The organism is Anaerostipes butyraticus (genome assembly GCF_016586355.1).
GTDB lineage: Bacteria > Bacillota > Clostridia > Lachnospirales > Lachnospiraceae > Anaerostipes > Anaerostipes butyraticus.
This window is the reverse complement of record NZ_BLYI01000035.1, coordinates 13,799-30,418: the sequence shown is the minus strand read 5'-3', so window position 1 is coordinate 30,418 and position 16,620 is coordinate 13,799. Positions and strand designations below refer to the sequence as shown.

Sequence of the window (16,620 nt, the reverse complement as noted above, 5' to 3'; positions counted from 1 at the left end):
TCAGATGATCAAAACATTACTGAGAGAAGTAAAAGAGTTTAAAAAACCATCGATCCTGACCCCTTTCTTCATGATCCTGGAAGTTCTGATGGAGACGATCATACCGTTTCTGATGGCTTCCATTATTGATGAGGGAGTAGAGGCAGGTGATATCGGTCATATTTACCGGGTTGGAGCGGTTATGATCGCCGCCGCGGTCATCGGACTTTTTGCAGGGCTTGCAGGAGGAAGGACCGGGGCTCTTGCGTCCGCCGGACTTGCAAAGAATCTGAGGGACGGAATGTTCCATAACATTCAGAGTTTTTCATTTTCCAATATTGACAAATTCAGCACTGCTGGACTTGTAACACGTCTGACAACAGATGTTACCAACATCCAGAATGCTTATCAGATGATCCTTCGAATGTTCACAAGAGCGCCGGCCAGCATGCTTTGTGCTATGGTCATGGCGTTTTCTATCAATGTGAGACTGGCAAGCATTTATCTGATCGCCGTTATTGTTCTTGGAACTATTTTGATTTTTATTATGAACCATGCGACAAAATATTTTCAGCAGGCATTTCCGAAGTATGATGATATGAATGCGTCTGTACAGGAAAATATCGCAGGGATCCGTGTGGTAAAAGCGTACGTGAGAGAACAGCAGGAGACAGACAAATTTAAGAAGGCCAGTTCCAATATTTACCGCATTTTTAAGAAGGCAGAATGTAATCTGATCTATAATGCGCCGCTGATGCAGTTTACTGTATATGGATGTATTCTTCTGATCAGCTGGCTTGGCGCGAAAATGATCGTATCGGACAGCCTGACCACAGGGGAGCTTATGAGTCTTCTGACTTACTGCATGAATATCCTTATGAGTCTTATGATGATGTCCATGGTATTTGTTATGGTATCCATGAGTTCTGCCAGCGCAAAACGTATTTCAGAGATTCTGACAGAAGAAAGTGATCTGAAGAATCCGGAACATCCTGTATATGATCTTGAGGATGGAAGCATTGCTTTCCATCATGTAGATTTTGCGTATCAGAAGGACAGCAGGGAGCCGGTGCTGAAAGATATTAATCTGGAGATTTCGTCTGGAGAAACGATCGGAATCATTGGAGGGACCGGAAGTGCAAAAACCAGTCTGGTGAATCTGATCAGCCGTCTGTATGATGTAACAGGCGGAGAGGTTCTGGTAGGCGGAAGAAATGTCAAAGAATATGATATGGAAACCCTGAGAAACCAGGTAGCGGTCGTTCTGCAGAAGAACGTTCTGTTCTCCGGAACAATTCTGGAAAATCTGCGGTGGGGAGATAAAAACGCGACGGATGAGGAGTGCATGGAAGCATGCCGTCTTGCCTGTGCAGATGAATTCATCCAGAGATTTCCAAACAAATATGACACGTATATTGAGCAGGGGGGAAGCAATGTATCCGGAGGACAGAAACAGAGACTCTGTATTGCCCGTGCTCTGCTGAAAAAACCAAAGATTCTGATTCTGGATGACAGTACCAGCGCGGTAGATACCGCGACCGATGCCCAGATCCGGAAAGCATTCCTTGAAGAGATTCCGGATACAACGAAACTGATCATTGCCCAGAGGATTTCCAGCGTTCAGGATGCGGACCGCATCATTGTAATGGAAGAAGGAAGAATCAATGGAATCGGAACTCATGAACAGCTGCTTTCAGACAATAAGATTTATCGGGAAGTTTATGAAGCTCAGACAAAGGGCGGAGGAGATTTTGATGAGAACGGAGGTGAGCAGTAATGGCAGGGAAAAACAGAAAGGAAAATATTCAGATCCAGCATCCGCTGAAACAGCTGAAGCGTCTGATGTCTTATGTTTTCCGGGATTATGGAATTCACTGCATCGCGGTGCTGATTCTGATCGTTATCAGTGTTCTTGCCAATGTACAGGGAACGATGTTTACAAGAACCCTGATTGATGAATACATCCAGCCGCTGCTTTTATCTGATCGTCCGGATTTTGCGCCGCTGCTCCACGCCATCATCCGGGTGGCTGCGTTTTACGGTATTGGAATCGTCTCAACATATACTTATAACCGCCTGATGGTGGAAGTTACCCAGGGAACTTTAAGGAATATGAGGAACGATCTGTTTGAGCGGATGGAACGTCTGCCGATCCAGTATTTTGATACGCATACTCACGGAGATATCATGTCTATCTATACCAATGATATCGATACCCTTCGTCAGATGATCAGCCAGAGTGTGCCGCAGTTTATTAACAGTGCGATCACCATTGTAAGTGTGCTGGTCAGCATGATCATCTTAAATATCCCGCTGACAGTTGTTACGCTGATCATGGTAGGGATCATGGTTGTCTGTTCCAGGACAGCGGCGGGAACCAGCGGCCGGTATTTTGTGGAACAGCAGATCAATATCGGTAAGGTAAACGGATATATTGAAGAAATGATGGAAGGCCAGAAGATCATCAAGGTGTTCTGTCATGAAGAGGAAACAGAGGAAAAATTCCGTCAGCTGAATCACAAACTGTTTGTCAGCGCAGACCGGGCGAATGCGTTTGCCAATTATCTTGGACCGATCAATGCCCAGCTTGGAAATGTAAGCTATGTGCTTTGTGCAATCGTTGGAGGAATGCTGGCGCTGAATAAGATCGGCAGATTTACTCTGGGCGGTCTTGCCAGTTTCCTGGCATTTAACCGCAGTTTTGCCATGCCGATCAACCAGATCAGCATGCAGCTGAATGCGGTTGTCATGGCTATGGCAGGAGCGGAGCGTATTTTCCGTCTGATGGATGAAACAGAAGAAACCGATGAGGGATATGTAACCCTTGTAAATGTGACGGAAAGCGCCGATGGAACACTGACAGAGAGTGACCGAAGAACCGGGAAATGGGCATGGAAACATGTGCATCAGGCAGACCAGTCCGTAGATTATATCAAGCTGGAAGGCGATGTGGTATTTGATGATGTGGACTTTGGATATACCGAAGAAAAGATCGTACTCCATGATATCAAACTGGAAGCGCGTCCGGGGCAGAAGATTGCCTTTGTAGGATCTACCGGAGCCGGAAAGACGACGATTACGAACCTGATCAATCGTTTCTATGATATTCAGGATGGTAAGATCCGATATGATGGAATTAATATTAAGAAGATTAAAAAAGCGGATCTTAGAAGATCTCTTGGAATCGTTCTCCAGGATACCTGTCTGTTTACAGGAACTGTAAAGGATAACATCCGCTACGGAAAACTGGATGCTAATGATGAAGAAATCTACGCGGCAGCAAAACTTGCCAATGCTGATGGATTCATTCAGAGACTGCCTCAGGGATATGATACGATGCTGACCGGAGGCGGAGCCGGACTGAGTCAGGGGCAGAGACAGCTTCTGGCCATTGCACGTGCGGCAGTAGCGGATCCGCCGGTGCTGATCCTGGATGAAGCCACCAGCTCCATTGATACGAGAACGGAACAGATCGTGCAGGATGGAATGGATAAACTGATGCACGGAAGAACAACGTTCGTGATTGCCCACAGACTGTCCACAGTGCAGAATTCTGACTGCATTATGGTCCTGGAACAGGGCCGTATCATCGAGAGAGGAACTCACGATGAACTGGTTCGGAAAAAAGGCAGATATTATCAGCTGTACACCGGAAATCAGATTGGTGAGGCGTAAGAGAATGAAAGGAAGACCTCCCGGGGGAGATAATTTCCCCCAGGAGGTTTTTATATTTTCAGGATGCTTGACATTTTCTGTGAAAAGAATAAACTGATTAAAGGTTTACAAGTAAACGAAAAGAGGTGGAAAGATGGAATTCACACAGACCATGGAGCATGTCATAAAAGAACTTGCCGTAATCCGAAAAGTTTATGCAAAGGCCTTTTCAGAGTCTTTTGTCCAGGAAAGTTTTTCGCCTAATGAGGTGAATATCCTGATTTTTCTTGCCAGGAATCCGTCTCTTAATACAGGAAGAGATTTAAGTATTTGTCTGGATGTATCCAAGGGTCTGATCTGCCGGAGTGTGGACGCGCTGATAAAAAAGGAGATGATCACTGCCCGGGATGATCCGGATGACCGGAGGATCCAGAGGCTTGTGCTGACGAAAAAGGCAGATCCGGTGATTCAGGAGATTTTCAAAGTAAATCAGGAAATCTCCAAAGATATTTTTCAGGGTATTCCGGAAGAGGAAATTGTACAGATGGAAAAGACCCTGAGAAAGATCATTCAGAAATTTCATGAAAGGTTGGAGATAATATGAAAATATCAAGAGAAGTAGATTTAGGAAAAGAGCCGATCGGGCGTCTGCTCCTGGTTTTGGCGATACCGACCATAGCGTCGCAGGTGATCAATGCTCTGTATAATATGGTGGACCGGATGTATATCGGACATATCCCGGAAATCGGAGCCGCTGCGCTGACGGGGGTCGGAGTCAGCTTTCCTATTATTATGATCGTATCAGCTTTTGCGGCTCTGGTAGGTATGGGAGGAGCGCCTCAGGCCAGCATTGCCATGGGAAGGAAAGATCATGACAAAGCGGAGAAGATTCTTGGCAACTGTTTTACATCGCTGGCAGTGGTGGCAGTAATTCTGACAATCATAGTTCTTGTTTTTAAGACTCCACTTTTGTATTTATTTGGAGCCAGTTCCAATACTATTTCTTATGCGGAAGATTATATTGAGATTTACGCAGTGGGAACGATTTTTGTTCAGATGACACTGGGACTGAATATGTTTATTTCTGCTCAGGGATTTTCTATGATCAGCATGCTGACGGTTGTGATCGGAGCGGTCACTAATATTATCCTGGATCCGGTTTTCATTTTTGGTTTCCATATGGGAGTTCAGGGAGCGGCTGTTGCCACTGTCCTGTCCCAGGCATTAAGTGCTGTTTGGGCAGTGAAGTTTCTGACAGGAAAAAGTACAGTGCTTCATCTGAAGAAGAAATACATGAAGATTGAGTGGAAGGTTATGGCGCCCTGCGTCGCTCTGGGAGTTGCCCCGTTTATCATGCAGTCAACAGAGAGTGTGCTGGTTTTATGCTTTAATTCTTCTTTGCTGAAATATGGAGGAGATATGGCGGTAGGAGCCATGACGATCCTGTCCAGCATCATGCAGTTTGCCATGCTTCCGCTGCAGGGGCTTACTCAGGGAGGACAGCCGATCATCAGTTATAATTACGGCGCCCGGAACGTGGAGCGTGTAAAGAAAGGATTTAAACTGCTGCTCATTGCCTGTCTGTGTTATTCTACTCTGATGTGGGCGGCAGCACAGCTGGTGCCGCAGCTGCTTGTGATGATCTTTACCAATGATCCGCAGCTGATGAAACTTGCCGTATGGGCTCTTAGAATCTATATGGCCGGCGTCCTTCTAATGGGAGCGCAGGTTGCCTGCCAGCAGACATTTATTGCCTTTGGCAATGCGAAAATATCTACATTCCTTGCGATTTTCCGCAAGATCATTGTACTGATTCCGATGATCTATATCCTTCCAGTGTTTATGAAAGACAAAGTACTGGGAGTCTTCATGGCAGAGCCGATTGCGGATACGATCGCGGTATGTACTACATGCGTTATGTTCTTTATAAGTTTTAAGAAACTGATCAAAGAAATGAAAAAAGAAAATTAAAAAAAGGGAACAGACCAAATCTGCGGTCTGTTCCCTTCTGTTTCTATTCTTTTCCATCCCAGCAGTAAGTGCAGAGTCTGCTCCGGTCTAATCCCACGGATTCAATCATATCGTCCAGACGATGATAGCGAAGAGAAGTAAAATTCAGCTGCTTGCAGATCTCATCGATCATAGCCTGATACTCCGGTGTATCTGGATCAGAGAAAAGTTCCAGATGCACATGTTTGTAGTCTCTTGTGATTTCTTTGATGACTCTGCGGGTGATCAGGTCCATTTCAGAGGAAGATCTGGAGAAATTCAGATACTTGCATCCGTAAAGGATCGGAGGACAGGCAGGCCGCACATGAACTTCCTTTGCGCCGCTCTGATATAGAAATTCTGTGGTTTCCCGAAGCTGTGTTCCGCGGACAATGGAGTCGTCAATCAGCAGAAGGCTCTTATCCTGGATCAGTTCATGCACAGGAATCAGTTTCATCTTGGCGATCAGGTTTCTCCTGCTTTGGATGGTCGGCATAAAAGAGCGAGGCCAGGTCGGAGTATATTTGATAAAAGGCCGGGAAAAAGGAATCCCGGATTCATTGGCATATCCGATGGCGTGAGCAGTTCCTGAGTCAGGAACACCGGCCACAGTATCCGGAGAAGCATTATCTCTCTGAGCCAGCTTCTGACCGCAGCGGTACCGCATTTCTTCGACGCTGATCCCCTCATAAGAGGAAGAAGGATATCCATAATAAACCCATAAAAAGGTACAGATTTTCATATCTTTTCCTGGTTTAACGAGGGTTTTAACGCCTTCCGGAGTCATAACGATGATCTCGCCGGGACCCAGTTCACGGTCTGCCGTATAACCCAGGTTCAGATACGCAAAGCTTTCAAAAGAAATACAGAAGCCGTCTTCCTTTTGGCCGACTGCCACAGGGGTCCGGCCAAGTTTATCTCTTGCGGCGTAGATGCCCTTCGGGGTCATCAGTACGATGGTCATGGAGCCGTCGATGGTATCCTGTGCATACTGGATTCCTTCAATCAGGTTGTCCTGCTGATTAATCAGCGCGGCAACCAGTTCGGTGGCATTGATGTCTCCGCCGCTCATTTCCAGAAAATGTGTATGTCCGGACCGGAACATATGCTGGATAATATCGTCCAGGTTATTGATCTTTCCTACGGTCATAATCGCATAGGTTCCGTGATGGGAACGAACGATCAGCGGCTGAGGCTCGTAATCAGAGATACAGCCGATTCCCATATAACCATGCATGATATTGACGTCTTTATCAAATTTTGTACGGAAAGGGGCATTTTCAATGTTATGAATCGCCCGGTCAAAACCGTCCTCCTTATTATAGACGGCCATGCCGGCACGCCTGGTTCCCAGATGTGAATGATAGTCTGTCCCGAAATATAAGTCAAACACGCAGTCTTGTTTTGAAGCTACACCAAAAAATCCGCCCATAAAATCCTCCAATCAATTTTTTTATCATGTTATATTTATTATAACCAAACCGGATGATCCAAACAAGGCGTGATCATAAAGAACCTATGCAGCAGGAAAATGAATTGATTTCATCAGTTAAAATGAGTATAATGGTACTGTTATAGAATATACTTCAGGGGGAGCTGGCGTCAGGCCGGCTGAGAGTAAGGCAGAGAGCGCCTTAGACCCTTTTACCTGATTCGGATAATGCCGGCGTGGGATAGAAAAGGAACAAAAAAGGAACCATTGTCCCGTCGGATCTGCCGGCGGGATTTTATTTTCCGCAGGCAGGATCCGTCTCGGGAAAGAAGATGCACAATAAAAGGAGGAAATGAAAATGAACGCAAGTGTAGCAATTCAGTCTCTTCCGGAGGCTGCCAATGATGAGGAACTGATCCGTATTGTCGATGAGGTAATCGATTATATTAAAAGTACGGGACTGAACTATTATGTGGGACCGTTTGAGACAGCCATAGAAGGAGACTATGATGAGCTGATGGATATTGTCAAAGAATGCCAGCATATTGCTATCCGCGCAGGAGCTCCGTCTGTAGCGGCATATATCAAAGTAACCTACAAACCGGAAGGCGAGGTACTGACGATTGACAAAAAAGTTACAAAACATCACCAGTAAAGCCTGGTCTCTCGCTGCAGTTATCGCAATCCTGATCATCTGGCAGATTGCAAGCAGCACCGGTCTGGTCCTGGAATTTATGCTTCCTGCTCCAACGGCGGTGGTCAAAGCCTTTTTTGAGGATTTTCCGGCGCTGATGACGAATGCAAGAGTGACGCTGCTCGAAGCCTTTGCCGGGCTTTTGCTTGGTGTGGCCATTGGATTTATCATGGCAGTTTTGATGGACCGTTTCCGGCATTTATATCAGGCATTTTACCCGCTGATCGTACTGACCCAGACGATTCCAACGGTGGCTATTGCGCCGCTTCTGGTGCTCTGGTTTGGATATGAGATGATGCCGAAGATCATACTGATCGTGATCGTGACATTCTTTCCGGTGACTGTCAGTCTTCTGGAAGGATTCCGCTCAGCAGATCAGGATACGATCCAGCTGCTTCGTTCCATGGGAGCGTCCCAGGTTCAGATTTTCAGATATGTAAAATTTCCGGGAGCCTTAAACCGGTTTTTCTCAAGTCTCCGCATTGCAGTGTCCTATGCGGTCGTAGGAGCCGTAATTTCAGAATGGCTGGGAGGATTTGAAGGACTGGGCGTTTACATGACCAGGGTAAAACAGGCATTTGCCTTTGATAAAATGTTTGCCGTGATTTTTCTGATCTCGGCCATAAGTCTGATTTTAATGTGGCTGGTGGACCGGATCCAGAAATGGTGTATGCCGTGGGAAAAGGCAGAAAAGTAAAAACAGGAGGATAAAAAAGAAGATGAAAAAAAGAATCTTAGCGGCAGTTCTTACTGCGCTGGTGGTATTTGGCATGACCGGATGCGGATCCGGCAAAAAGGAATCATCGGATCAGAAAGATCTGAAGAAGATAACTTTTGTGCTGGACTGGACGCCGAATACCAATCATACAGGAATTTACGTAGCAAAAGAAAAGGGCTATTTTGAAGACGCCGGACTGGACGTAGACATTGTACAGCCGCCGGAGGATGGAGCGGAAGTTCTGGTGGGATCTGGAAAGGCACAGTTTGGAATTTCTTTCCAGGATACCATGGCATCCGCGCTGACAGGGGATGACGCCCTTCCGATCGAGGCAGTGGCAGCTGTGCTGCAGCATAATACATCCGGCATCATTTCCCGTAAAGGAGAAGGAATGGACCGCCCGAAGGGACTGGAAGGAAAGAAGTATGCCACATGGGATGCGCCGATCGAGAAGGCAACGTTAAAACAGGTAGTGGAAGCAGACGGAGGAGATTTTGATAAAGTCAAGATGATTCCAAGTACGGTAACGGATGAGGTTTCTGCGCTGAAGAGCAAATCGGTTGATGCGATCTGGATTTTTTACGGCTGGGCAGGAATCGCCGCAGAGAATGCTGGTCTGAAAACAGATTATTTTGCGTTTAAAGATATTGATGATGTCTTTGACTATTATACTCCGGTGATCATAGGAAACAGCAGCTGGCTGAAGAAAAACCCGGAAACCGCAAAGAAATTTTTATCGGCGGCAAAGAAAGGTTATGAGGATGCCATCAAAGATCCGGAAGGAGCTGCAAAAATCCTTTGTGAAGCCGCACCGGAACTGGACAAAGATCTGGTGGTAAACAGTCAGAAATATATGAAAGATCAGTACAAAGCGGAAGTGGATCAGTGGGGATATATCGACCCTGAGCGCTGGAATGCTTTTTATAACTGGCTGAATGAGAAGAAACTGGTAGAGACTCAGATACCGGAAAATACAGGATTTACCAACGATTATCTGGAGTAGAAAAATGTCAGAATTGATTGTGGAAGATGTATCATTTGCATATGAAAAAGAAAATATCATAGAAGATATTCAGATAGAACTTCATGACCATGAACTCGTTTCGCTTCTGGGAGCCAGCGGCGGAGGAAAAACGACGCTGTTTCATGTGATTTCGGGACTTGCGAAACCGGGGAAAGGAAGGGTTCTTCTGGATGGGAAAGATATCACAGGACAGCCGGGACATGTAAGCTATATGCTGCAAAAGGATCTGCTTCTTCCGTACCGCACCATTGAAGATAACGTGGCGCTGCCTATGGAAATCAAGGGAATGAAGAAAAAAGAGGCCCGGAAGAGAGCGGGAGAGTTTTTTAAGGAATTTGGGCTGGAAGGAACTCAGAAAAAATATCCAAGACAGCTGTCTGGCGGGATGCGCCAGAGAGCGGCGCTGCTGCGGACCTATATGTTTTCCAAAAATGTCGCGCTTCTGGATGAACCGTTCAGCGCGCTGGATACACTGACGAAGCATGACATGCATGAATGGTATCTGAAGGTAATGGACAAGATCAAAATGTCGACATTGTTTATTACTCATGATATTGAGGAGGCTATTTTATTGTCAGACCGTATTTATCTTTTGACTGGAAAACCGGGAAGAATTACGGAAGAAATTGTGATCAGGGAACCAAAGCCCCGCAGGAAAGACTTTAATCTGACCAGAGAGTTTTTAGAATACAAAAAAAGAATCCTGGCAAAACTGTAACAGAGCAATGCCGCAGGAAACGGAAGAAATTTCCGGCACCCTGCGGCATTTTTGTTGTTGTATATGTGAAATAAAATGAAATTACATGCTCTGATGGAAGGTTCTGCTGATGACTTCTTCCTGCTGTTCTCTGGATAAGCGGTTAAAGTTTACGGCATATCCGGAAACGCGGATCGTAAGTGTCGGATATTTTTCAGGATGATCCATTGCATCGATCAGAGTTTCACGGTTTAATACGTTAACATTCAGATGATGGGCTCCCTGTACGAAATATCCGTCTAAGATCGCGGTTAAGTTGCTTTCCCTCTGATTCTGATCTTTACCAAGAGCATCCGGTACAATGGAGAATGTATTGGAGACTCCATCCTGGCAGACATCCCGGTAAGGAATTTTGGCAACAGAGTTTAAGGAAGCCAGAGCGCCGTTCTTATCGCGTCCATGCATTGGGTTTGCACCAGGGGCAAGAGGTTCTCCAAGTTTTCTTCCGTCTGGAGTAGAACCGGTCTTTTTGCCGTACATAACGTTTGACGTAATGGTCAGAGCGGATAATGTATGGATGGCGTTTCGGTAAACCGGATGTTTCTTTAACTCATTGGAGAATGTGGTGACAATATCTACCGCAATATCATCGGCGCGGTTGTCATCATTTCCGTATTTCGGGAAATCACCGGTTGTCTCGAAGTCAACGGCGATGCCCTGTTCATTGCGGATTGGTTTTACCCTGGCGTACCGGATGGCAGACAGAGAATCTGCGGCAATGGATAATCCGGCAATGCCGTATGCTGCAATCCTTTCCAGATGTGTGTCATGGAAAGCAAACTGGCTGGCTTCATAGGCATATTTGTCGTGCATATAGTGGATGATGTTTACCGTATCTACATATAATTCTGCCACATAAGCCATGACTTTTTTGTAATTTGCCATAACTTTATCGTAATCCAGGATTTCATCTGTAATCGGCTCGATGCCAGGGACAACTTCTGTGCCGTAGCGCTCATCAACTCCTCCATTGATAGCGTAGAGCAGTGATTTTGCCAGGTTGCATCTTGCTCCGAAAAGCTGTGTCTGTTTTCCGACTTTCATGGCGGAAACACAGCATGCGATGGCGTAGTCGTCACCGTAGATCGGACGCATAACATCATCATTCTCATACTGGATGGAATCCGTATCAATGGATACCTTGGAGCAGAAACGTTTGAAGTTTGCCGGAAGTTTTTCAGACCATAAAACAGTCAGGTTTGGTTCCGGGGCAGTTCCCAGGTTATATAATGTGTGAAGGTAACGGAAAGAGTTTTTCGTTACCAGAGGTTTTCCGTTGATGCCAACGCCGCCGATGGATTCGGTTACCCATGTAGGATCTCCGCCGAATAACTCATTGTATTCCGGAGTTCTTAAGTGGCGGACAAGGCGCAGCTTAATGATAAACTGATCGATCAGCTCCTGAGCTTCCGCTTCTGTGATAACGCCGTTTTTCAGGTCGCGCTCAATATAAATATCCAGGAATGTAGAAGTACGTCCCAGAGAAGTTGCAGCTCCGTTGTTTTCCTTGATGCCGGCCAGATATGCCATGTAGGTCGCCTGAACGGCTTCTCTTGCGTTAGAAGCAGGTTTGGAAATGTCAACGCCGTAAGATGCAGCCATTTCCTTGACAGCGCCAAGAGCGCGGATCTGTTCAGAAACCTCTTCTCTTAAGCGGATTCTGTCTTCTGTCATCGGCCCGTCCAGTTCAGCCAGATCTTTTTTCTTTTCTTCTACAAGGAAATCAATTCCGTAGAGGGCGGCACGGCGGTAGTCACCGATGATACGTCCACGGCCGTAAGCGTCCGGAAGACCGGTGAGGAGACCTGCATGTCTTGCTTTTCTTGTTCTTTCCGGATAAGCATCGAATACTCCTTCGTTGTGAGTCTTGCGGTATTCGTTAAAATGCTGATCGATTTCTTCATTTAATTTATATCCATACTGCTCCAGGGAGCTTTTTGCCATACGTTTTCCGCCGTATAAGTTTACCATACGTTTTAGCGGAGCGTCAGTCTGAAGTCCTACGATAACTTCATTCTCTTTGTCAATATAGCCGGGAGCGAAATTAGTGACGCCGGAGATGATATTAGTCTCCACATCCAGGACTCCTCCCTTTTTCAATTCTTCCAGAATCAGTTCTTCACACCGGTTCCAGACTTTCTTTGTTTTTTCAGTTGGATCTTCCAGGAATGATTCATCGCCTTCGTATAAGGTATAGTTTTTCTGGATAAAATTTCTTACATTGATTTCTTTTGTCCATTCTCCTTCGTTAAATCCATTCCATTCTTTAAACATGATCATATCCTCCAAAAAATTCTTTTTGCAAATTTGCTGTTTCGTCTTTGTCCATGGCAGGAACACCGCAGAGCGGGTAAGGGATTCCCATAACTTCATACTTATTGGCACCCAGCAGATGATATGGCAGCAGCTCAACTTTTTCTACATTGGGAATATTGTCCACATAGCGTTTCAGCTGTTCCATGTAATCTCTGGAATCAGTCATTCCCGGGATTACCACCTGGCGGATCCAGATCGGAGTTCCATGGTCTTTGAGTGCCTGGAGAAACTGGTTAAAGTGATCCATGGACCGGCCTGTCATATGCCGGTAAGCTTCTTCTTCCACCTGTTTGATATCCAGCAGAACAAGATCTGTATACTTTAAGATCTCATCATAATTGCCGGTGCCGCATCCTGCGGTATCGATACAGGTGTGGATGCCTTCTTTCTTACAGAGTCTCAGCGTCTCAGATAAGAATTCCGGCTGCATCAAAGGCTCTCCTCCGGAAAAGGTTACGCCTCCGTTATCTTTGAAGTAAGGACGGAACCGGGCGATCTTTTGTACCAGTTCCTGTGGTTCTATTGTTTCCCCTCCATCAAAATCCCATGTATCAGGATTGTGACAGAATCTGCAGCGGAGAGAACATCCCTGCAGAAAGATGACAGTGCGGATACCTGGTCCGTCTACCAGTCCCATCGATTCCATAGAGTGAATTTTGCCAGCTGCCATGATCGGCCTCCCTTTTTGTAATCTGTTGTTTTCCTGCGAAAAATGATGCCTGCCTGAAAAGAAAGAAGGCTTCCTGGAATAAAAAAAGCCGCACCATCCAGGCAGATTGCCCAGACGGTCGGCTTTTACTATGATCATACTTCCTTGTGGTTGATTCCACGGTTTCCGTCAGTCATATGACCTTGTGCTTCTAAAATACTACAGGAAGAGGAGATTCGTCAAGAGGGAATTTTTAAAAATCTTAGCTGTTTCTTTACCGGAATCATGCTACAATTATGCATTATGACAGGAGGGAGGGCTGCATGGAGTACTTAAAAAAATGTGCGAGGAATCTTCTGCTTCCGGTTTTTATCCTGGCAGTATCTTTCGGAATCAGTCTGGTGATCCAGACGATATTTCATACGGATACTCTGATTCCTACGATTTTTGTCCTGGCGGTCTTTTTGATCGCTATGACGGCAGAAGGATATGTGCTTCCGATCATAGCCTCTTTGTTCAGTGTGCTTGCGGTTACGTTCGCATTTACGTTTCCATATTTTACATTTAATTTTTCTGTGCCGGAAAGTATTTTCTCGGCGGTGATCATGCTGATCATTACCATTTTAACCAGCACGCTGACGACCAAAGTAAAGAAAGAAAAGAAAATACGGGCTGAAAGCGAGAAGGAACGGATGAGGGCAAACCTTCTCCGGGCGGTTTCCCACGATCTCCGGACGCCGCTGACCACCATATATGGCGCCAGTTCCGCCCTGATGGAGAATTATGATGATCTGAGCAGGGATCAGCAGAAAGAACTTTTAAAAGAAATGAAAGAAGATTCCGAATGGCTGATCCGGATGGTGGAGAATCTTTTGTCTATTACGAAGATTGGCGATGAGAATGTGAAAATCGTAAAGATGCCTACCGTCATTGAAGAACTGCTGGATACGGTTCTGGTCAAATTTTCAAAACGTTACCCGGAAACAGAAGTAGCGATTGAAATGTCGGAAGAATTCATTACGGTTCCCATGGATGCCATGCTGATCGAGCAGGTGTTTTTAAATCTTCTGGAGAATGCGGTTCAGCATGCACAGGGAATGACAGAATTGTTAATTCGTGTTAAGCTGGAAGGAGAGAAAGCAGTGTTTTCTATAGCGGATAACGGATGTGGGATTCCGAAAGAACAGATCAATGATCTGTTTACCGGATATCTGGACCGGAAAGGAACCAGAGCTGACTGCAAAAAAAGCAATATGGGAATCGGACTTTCCGTATGTGCGGCAATCGTAAAAGCTCATGGCGGCAGCATTACCGCAGCCAACCGGGAAAATGGAGGAGCGGAGTTCCGTTTTGATTTGAGTATGGAGGGATAATAACGGGAAATGAGCAACAACAAATATAAGATACTGATCATAGAGGATGAATCCAATATTCGAAGTTTTATCAAAACCATATTAGAGGCCAATGGATACCAGGTGCTGGACTCTAAAAACGGCACCCAGGGAAAACTGATGTTTTCTTCCTATTATCCGGATCTGATCATTCTGGATCTGGGACTTCCGGATTTTGACGGAACAGAATTTATAAAGGAAATTCGAAAAGCGCATACGGTGCCAATCATTGTCTTGTCTGCGAGAACGCAGGAAAAAGATAAAGTACAGGCACTGGATCTGGGCGCGAATGACTATGTAACGAAACCTTTTGGAACGGAAGAACTTCTGGCAAGAGTAAGGGCGGCTCTGCGAAACAGCCGCCATGGAAATGAAACAGAGACGGACGGACAAAGTCGGTTTGTCTTAAAAGATCTGGCCATCGACTATGAAAGCCGGTCAGTGACAATGAAGGAGAAGCCAGTGAAGCTGACGCAGACAGAATATAATATCGTGGCGCTGTTATCGGAACATGCCGGGAAAGTGATGACATATTCTGCCATCATACAGGCGATCTGGGGTTCTTCAGACCGGGGAAGCGTAAAAAAACTCCAGGTCAATATGGCAAATATACGGAAAAAACTTGGGATCAAACCAGGGGCTAACCAGTATATTTCCAATGAATTAGGTGTAGGATATCGAATGTATAATGAATAAGGAGACTGAACATGAATCTTTTACAGAAATTGAAACGGCAGCCGCCGGGACGAATCATTGCTCTCGGATTTGCCCTTGTAATTTTGATTGGATCCGGTCTTTTGATGCTGCCATGCAGCATTCAGGACGGAGTAACGGTACATTATATTGACGCGCTGTATACTTCTACCAGCGCTGTGTGTGTAACCGGACTGATTGCTATTGACGCGGGGGATACGTTTACTCCCCTGGGACAGTTTTTCCTTGGCGGACTGATCCAGATCGGGGGTCTTGGAGTTACTGCCGTAGGAGCAGGAATTATTATCGCCATAGGAAAGAAAGTAAATCTGAAAGGCAGAAAGCTGATCAAGGAAGCCATGAACCTGGATTCAGGAAAAGGACTGATCCGGTTTGTAAAAAGTGTATTTTTAACAACCCTTGTATTTGAAGGAATTGGGGCCTTATTAAGTTTTACCGTGTTTATCCACCGCTATCATCCGCTGAAAGCGGCAGGGGTCAGCCTGTTTCACTCAGTAGCGGCATTTAATAACTCAGGGTTTGATATCCTGGGAGGGGGAACGAATCTGATTCCCTACCAGGATAATATTATGCTGAACCTTGTGACCTGCGGGCTGATCGTGTTTGGAGGAATCGGATTCCTGGTTATCCGGGAGCTGGTAGATGCGAGATTACGATGGAAAAAGCTGTCCATGCACGCAAAAGTGGTTATCAGCGTAAGTGCTGTTTTGATCCTCAGCGGAGCTGTTATGCTGAAGCTGACGGAAAATATTTCATGGATGGGAGCGTTTTTCAACAGTATATCAGCCAGAACGGCAGGATTTTCTACATATCCGCTGAAAGAATTTACCACGCCGGGACTGCTTGTGCTGATCGTACTGATGTTTATCGGAGCATCTCCGGGATCTACCGGAGGCGGTATTAAGACAAGCACATTTTTTGTGCTGCTGCAGGGACTGAAATCCGCAGCAACCAACAGCGGAGAAAAAGCCTTCCATTATGCGGTGCCAAAAGACTCTTTCCGCAAAGCGTCCGTTATCACATTTTTAGCGCTGGGAGTCGTGATCGGAGGAACTTATCTTATGATGGTTATGGATCCGGGAGTGGCGCTTAGAGACGCGCTGTTTGAGGTGACGAGCGCATTTGGTACGGTAGGGCTGTCAACGGGAATCACGCCGGATTTGTCCATAGGGAGCAAACTGCTGTCTATCCTGATTATGTACATTGGACGTCTGGGACCGCTTACCATCGCAACTTTATGGCATTTCTCTGTAGGTGACAGAGTAAGATATTCAGAAGGAAATATTGCAATTGGATAAAAATG

At 45.8% G+C, this 16,620-nt stretch carries 14 protein-coding genes and 2 riboswitches; of the genes, 11 read left to right on the top strand and 3 right to left on the bottom strand.

Annotated features, from left to right (window positions below):
- Positions 1–4 precede the first annotated feature (4 nt).
- The 4 genes from JMF81_RS08550 (at position 5) to JMF81_RS08535 (ending at position 5,604) form a co-directional block, all read left to right on the top strand.
- On the top strand, positions 5–1,756 hold the full coding sequence (locus tag JMF81_RS08550) for an ABC transporter ATP-binding protein (protein ID WP_201311041.1): 1,752 nt from the start codon (positions 5–7) through the stop codon (positions 1,754–1,756).
- Positions 1,756–3,654 carry an ABC transporter ATP-binding protein gene (locus JMF81_RS08545; RefSeq protein ID WP_201311040.1) on the top strand — a complete coding sequence of 633 codons (1,899 nt, stop codon included), beginning with the start codon at positions 1,756–1,758 and terminating at the stop codon, positions 3,652–3,654. Before JMF81_RS08550 ends, JMF81_RS08545 begins: the two co-directional genes overlap by 1 nt.
- 133 nt (positions 3,655–3,787) lie before the next feature.
- Entirely contained in the window at positions 3,788–4,237 is a 450-nt protein-coding gene (locus JMF81_RS08540) for a MarR family winged helix-turn-helix transcriptional regulator (protein WP_201311039.1), read from the top strand.
- A complete protein-coding gene (locus JMF81_RS08535) occupies positions 4,234–5,604 on the top strand; it encodes an MATE family efflux transporter (RefSeq protein ID WP_201311038.1) in 1,371 nt (456 codons plus the stop codon). The genes JMF81_RS08540 and JMF81_RS08535 overlap by 4 nt, the downstream gene beginning before the upstream one ends.
- 43 nt (positions 5,605–5,647) lie before the next feature.
- Here JMF81_RS08535 and JMF81_RS08530 read toward each other — a convergent pair whose 3' ends face one another.
- Positions 5,648–7,054 (bottom strand): amidophosphoribosyltransferase, encoded by a 1,407-nt coding sequence (locus tag JMF81_RS08530; protein ID WP_201311037.1) that lies wholly within the window; start codon positions 7,052–7,054, stop codon positions 5,648–5,650.
- A 147-nt stretch (positions 7,055–7,201) separates the two neighbouring features.
- A riboswitch (TPP riboswitch) is annotated at positions 7,202–7,314 on the top strand.
- 98 nt (positions 7,315–7,412) lie between these two features.
- Between JMF81_RS08530 and JMF81_RS08525 the strand changes: the two genes are divergently transcribed.
- The 4 genes from JMF81_RS08525 to JMF81_RS08510 are packed head-to-tail and all read left to right on the top strand — an operon-like array spanning position 7,413 to position 10,208.
- Positions 7,413–7,709, top strand: coding sequence for a thiamine-binding protein (locus tag JMF81_RS08525; protein WP_201311036.1), 297 nt, complete (start codon positions 7,413–7,415; stop codon positions 7,707–7,709).
- Complete coding sequence (locus JMF81_RS08520; RefSeq protein ID WP_201311035.1) at positions 7,678–8,445, top strand: ABC transporter permease; 768 nt, start codon at positions 7,678–7,680, stop codon at positions 8,443–8,445. The genes JMF81_RS08525 and JMF81_RS08520 overlap by 32 nt, the downstream gene beginning before the upstream one ends.
- 22 nt (positions 8,446–8,467) lie before the next feature.
- Entirely contained in the window at positions 8,468–9,469 is a 1,002-nt protein-coding gene (locus JMF81_RS08515) for an ABC transporter substrate-binding protein (protein WP_201311034.1), read from the top strand.
- A gap of 4 nt (positions 9,470–9,473) precedes the next feature.
- Positions 9,474–10,208 carry an ABC transporter ATP-binding protein gene (locus JMF81_RS08510; protein WP_201311033.1) on the top strand — a complete coding sequence of 245 codons (735 nt, stop codon included), beginning with the start codon at positions 9,474–9,476 and terminating at the stop codon, positions 10,206–10,208.
- An 81-nt stretch (positions 10,209–10,289) separates the two neighbouring features.
- On the opposite strand, the gene pflB is transcribed toward JMF81_RS08510, so the two are convergent.
- Both pflB and pflA read right to left on the bottom strand, forming a co-directional pair.
- Positions 10,290–12,521 carry a formate C-acetyltransferase gene (gene pflB, locus JMF81_RS08505; protein WP_201311032.1) on the bottom strand — a complete coding sequence of 744 codons (2,232 nt, stop codon included), beginning with the start codon at positions 12,519–12,521 and terminating at the stop codon, positions 10,290–10,292.
- Positions 12,514–13,233, bottom strand: coding sequence for a pyruvate formate-lyase-activating protein (gene pflA, locus JMF81_RS08500; protein ID WP_201311031.1), 720 nt, complete (start codon positions 13,231–13,233; stop codon positions 12,514–12,516). Before pflA ends, pflB begins: the two co-directional genes overlap by 8 nt.
- A 101-nt stretch (positions 13,234–13,334) precedes the next feature.
- Positions 13,335–13,419: riboswitch (ZMP/ZTP riboswitch) on the bottom strand.
- A gap of 116 nt (positions 13,420–13,535) precedes the next feature.
- On the opposite strand from pflA, the gene JMF81_RS08495 reads away from it, so the two are divergent.
- Genes JMF81_RS08495 through JMF81_RS08485 form a run of 3 tightly spaced genes read left to right on the top strand, consistent with a single transcriptional unit; the run spans position 13,536 to position 16,615 of the window.
- Positions 13,536–14,585: a sensor histidine kinase gene (locus tag JMF81_RS08495; protein WP_201311030.1), complete on the top strand. Its 1,050-nt coding sequence runs from the start codon at positions 13,536–13,538 to the stop codon at positions 14,583–14,585.
- A 9-nt stretch (positions 14,586–14,594) separates the two neighbouring features.
- On the top strand, positions 14,595–15,299 hold the full coding sequence (locus JMF81_RS08490) for a response regulator transcription factor (protein WP_201311029.1): 705 nt from the start codon (positions 14,595–14,597) through the stop codon (positions 15,297–15,299).
- A gap of 11 nt (positions 15,300–15,310) precedes the next feature.
- Positions 15,311–16,615, top strand: a complete 1,305-nt coding sequence (locus JMF81_RS08485) for a TrkH family potassium uptake protein (RefSeq protein WP_201311028.1) — start codon at positions 15,311–15,313, stop codon at positions 16,613–16,615.
- Positions 16,616–16,620 lie beyond the last annotated feature (5 nt).

Bases quoted from the DNA above. Each gene is read 5' to 3' on its own strand.
- JMF81_RS08550 (WP_201311041.1), top strand. From the start codon at position 5: ATGATCAAAACATTACTGAGAGAAGTAAAAGAGTTTAAAAAACCATCG.
- JMF81_RS08545 (WP_201311040.1), top strand. From the start codon at position 1,756: ATGGCAGGGAAAAACAGAAAGGAAAATATTCAGATCCAGCATCCGCTG.
- JMF81_RS08540 (WP_201311039.1), top strand. From the start codon at position 3,788: ATGGAATTCACACAGACCATGGAGCATGTCATAAAAGAACTTGCCGTA.
- JMF81_RS08535 (WP_201311038.1), top strand. From the start codon at position 4,234: ATGAAAATATCAAGAGAAGTAGATTTAGGAAAAGAGCCGATCGGGCGT.
- JMF81_RS08530 (WP_201311037.1), bottom strand. From the start codon at position 7,054: ATGGGCGGATTTTTTGGTGTAGCTTCAAAACAAGACTGCGTGTTTGAC.
- JMF81_RS08525 (WP_201311036.1), top strand. From the start codon at position 7,413: ATGAACGCAAGTGTAGCAATTCAGTCTCTTCCGGAGGCTGCCAATGAT.
- JMF81_RS08515 (WP_201311034.1), top strand. From the start codon at position 8,468: ATGAAAAAAAGAATCTTAGCGGCAGTTCTTACTGCGCTGGTGGTATTT.
- JMF81_RS08510 (WP_201311033.1), top strand. From the start codon at position 9,474: ATGTCAGAATTGATTGTGGAAGATGTATCATTTGCATATGAAAAAGAA.
- pflB (WP_201311032.1), bottom strand. From the start codon at position 12,521: ATGTTTAAAGAATGGAATGGATTTAACGAAGGAGAATGGACAAAAGAA.
- pflA (WP_201311031.1), bottom strand. From the start codon at position 13,233: ATGGCAGCTGGCAAAATTCACTCTATGGAATCGATGGGACTGGTAGAC.
- JMF81_RS08495 (WP_201311030.1), top strand. From the start codon at position 13,536: ATGGAGTACTTAAAAAAATGTGCGAGGAATCTTCTGCTTCCGGTTTTT.
- JMF81_RS08490 (WP_201311029.1), top strand. From the start codon at position 14,595: ATGAGCAACAACAAATATAAGATACTGATCATAGAGGATGAATCCAAT.
- JMF81_RS08485 (WP_201311028.1), top strand. From the start codon at position 15,311: ATGAATCTTTTACAGAAATTGAAACGGCAGCCGCCGGGACGAATCATT.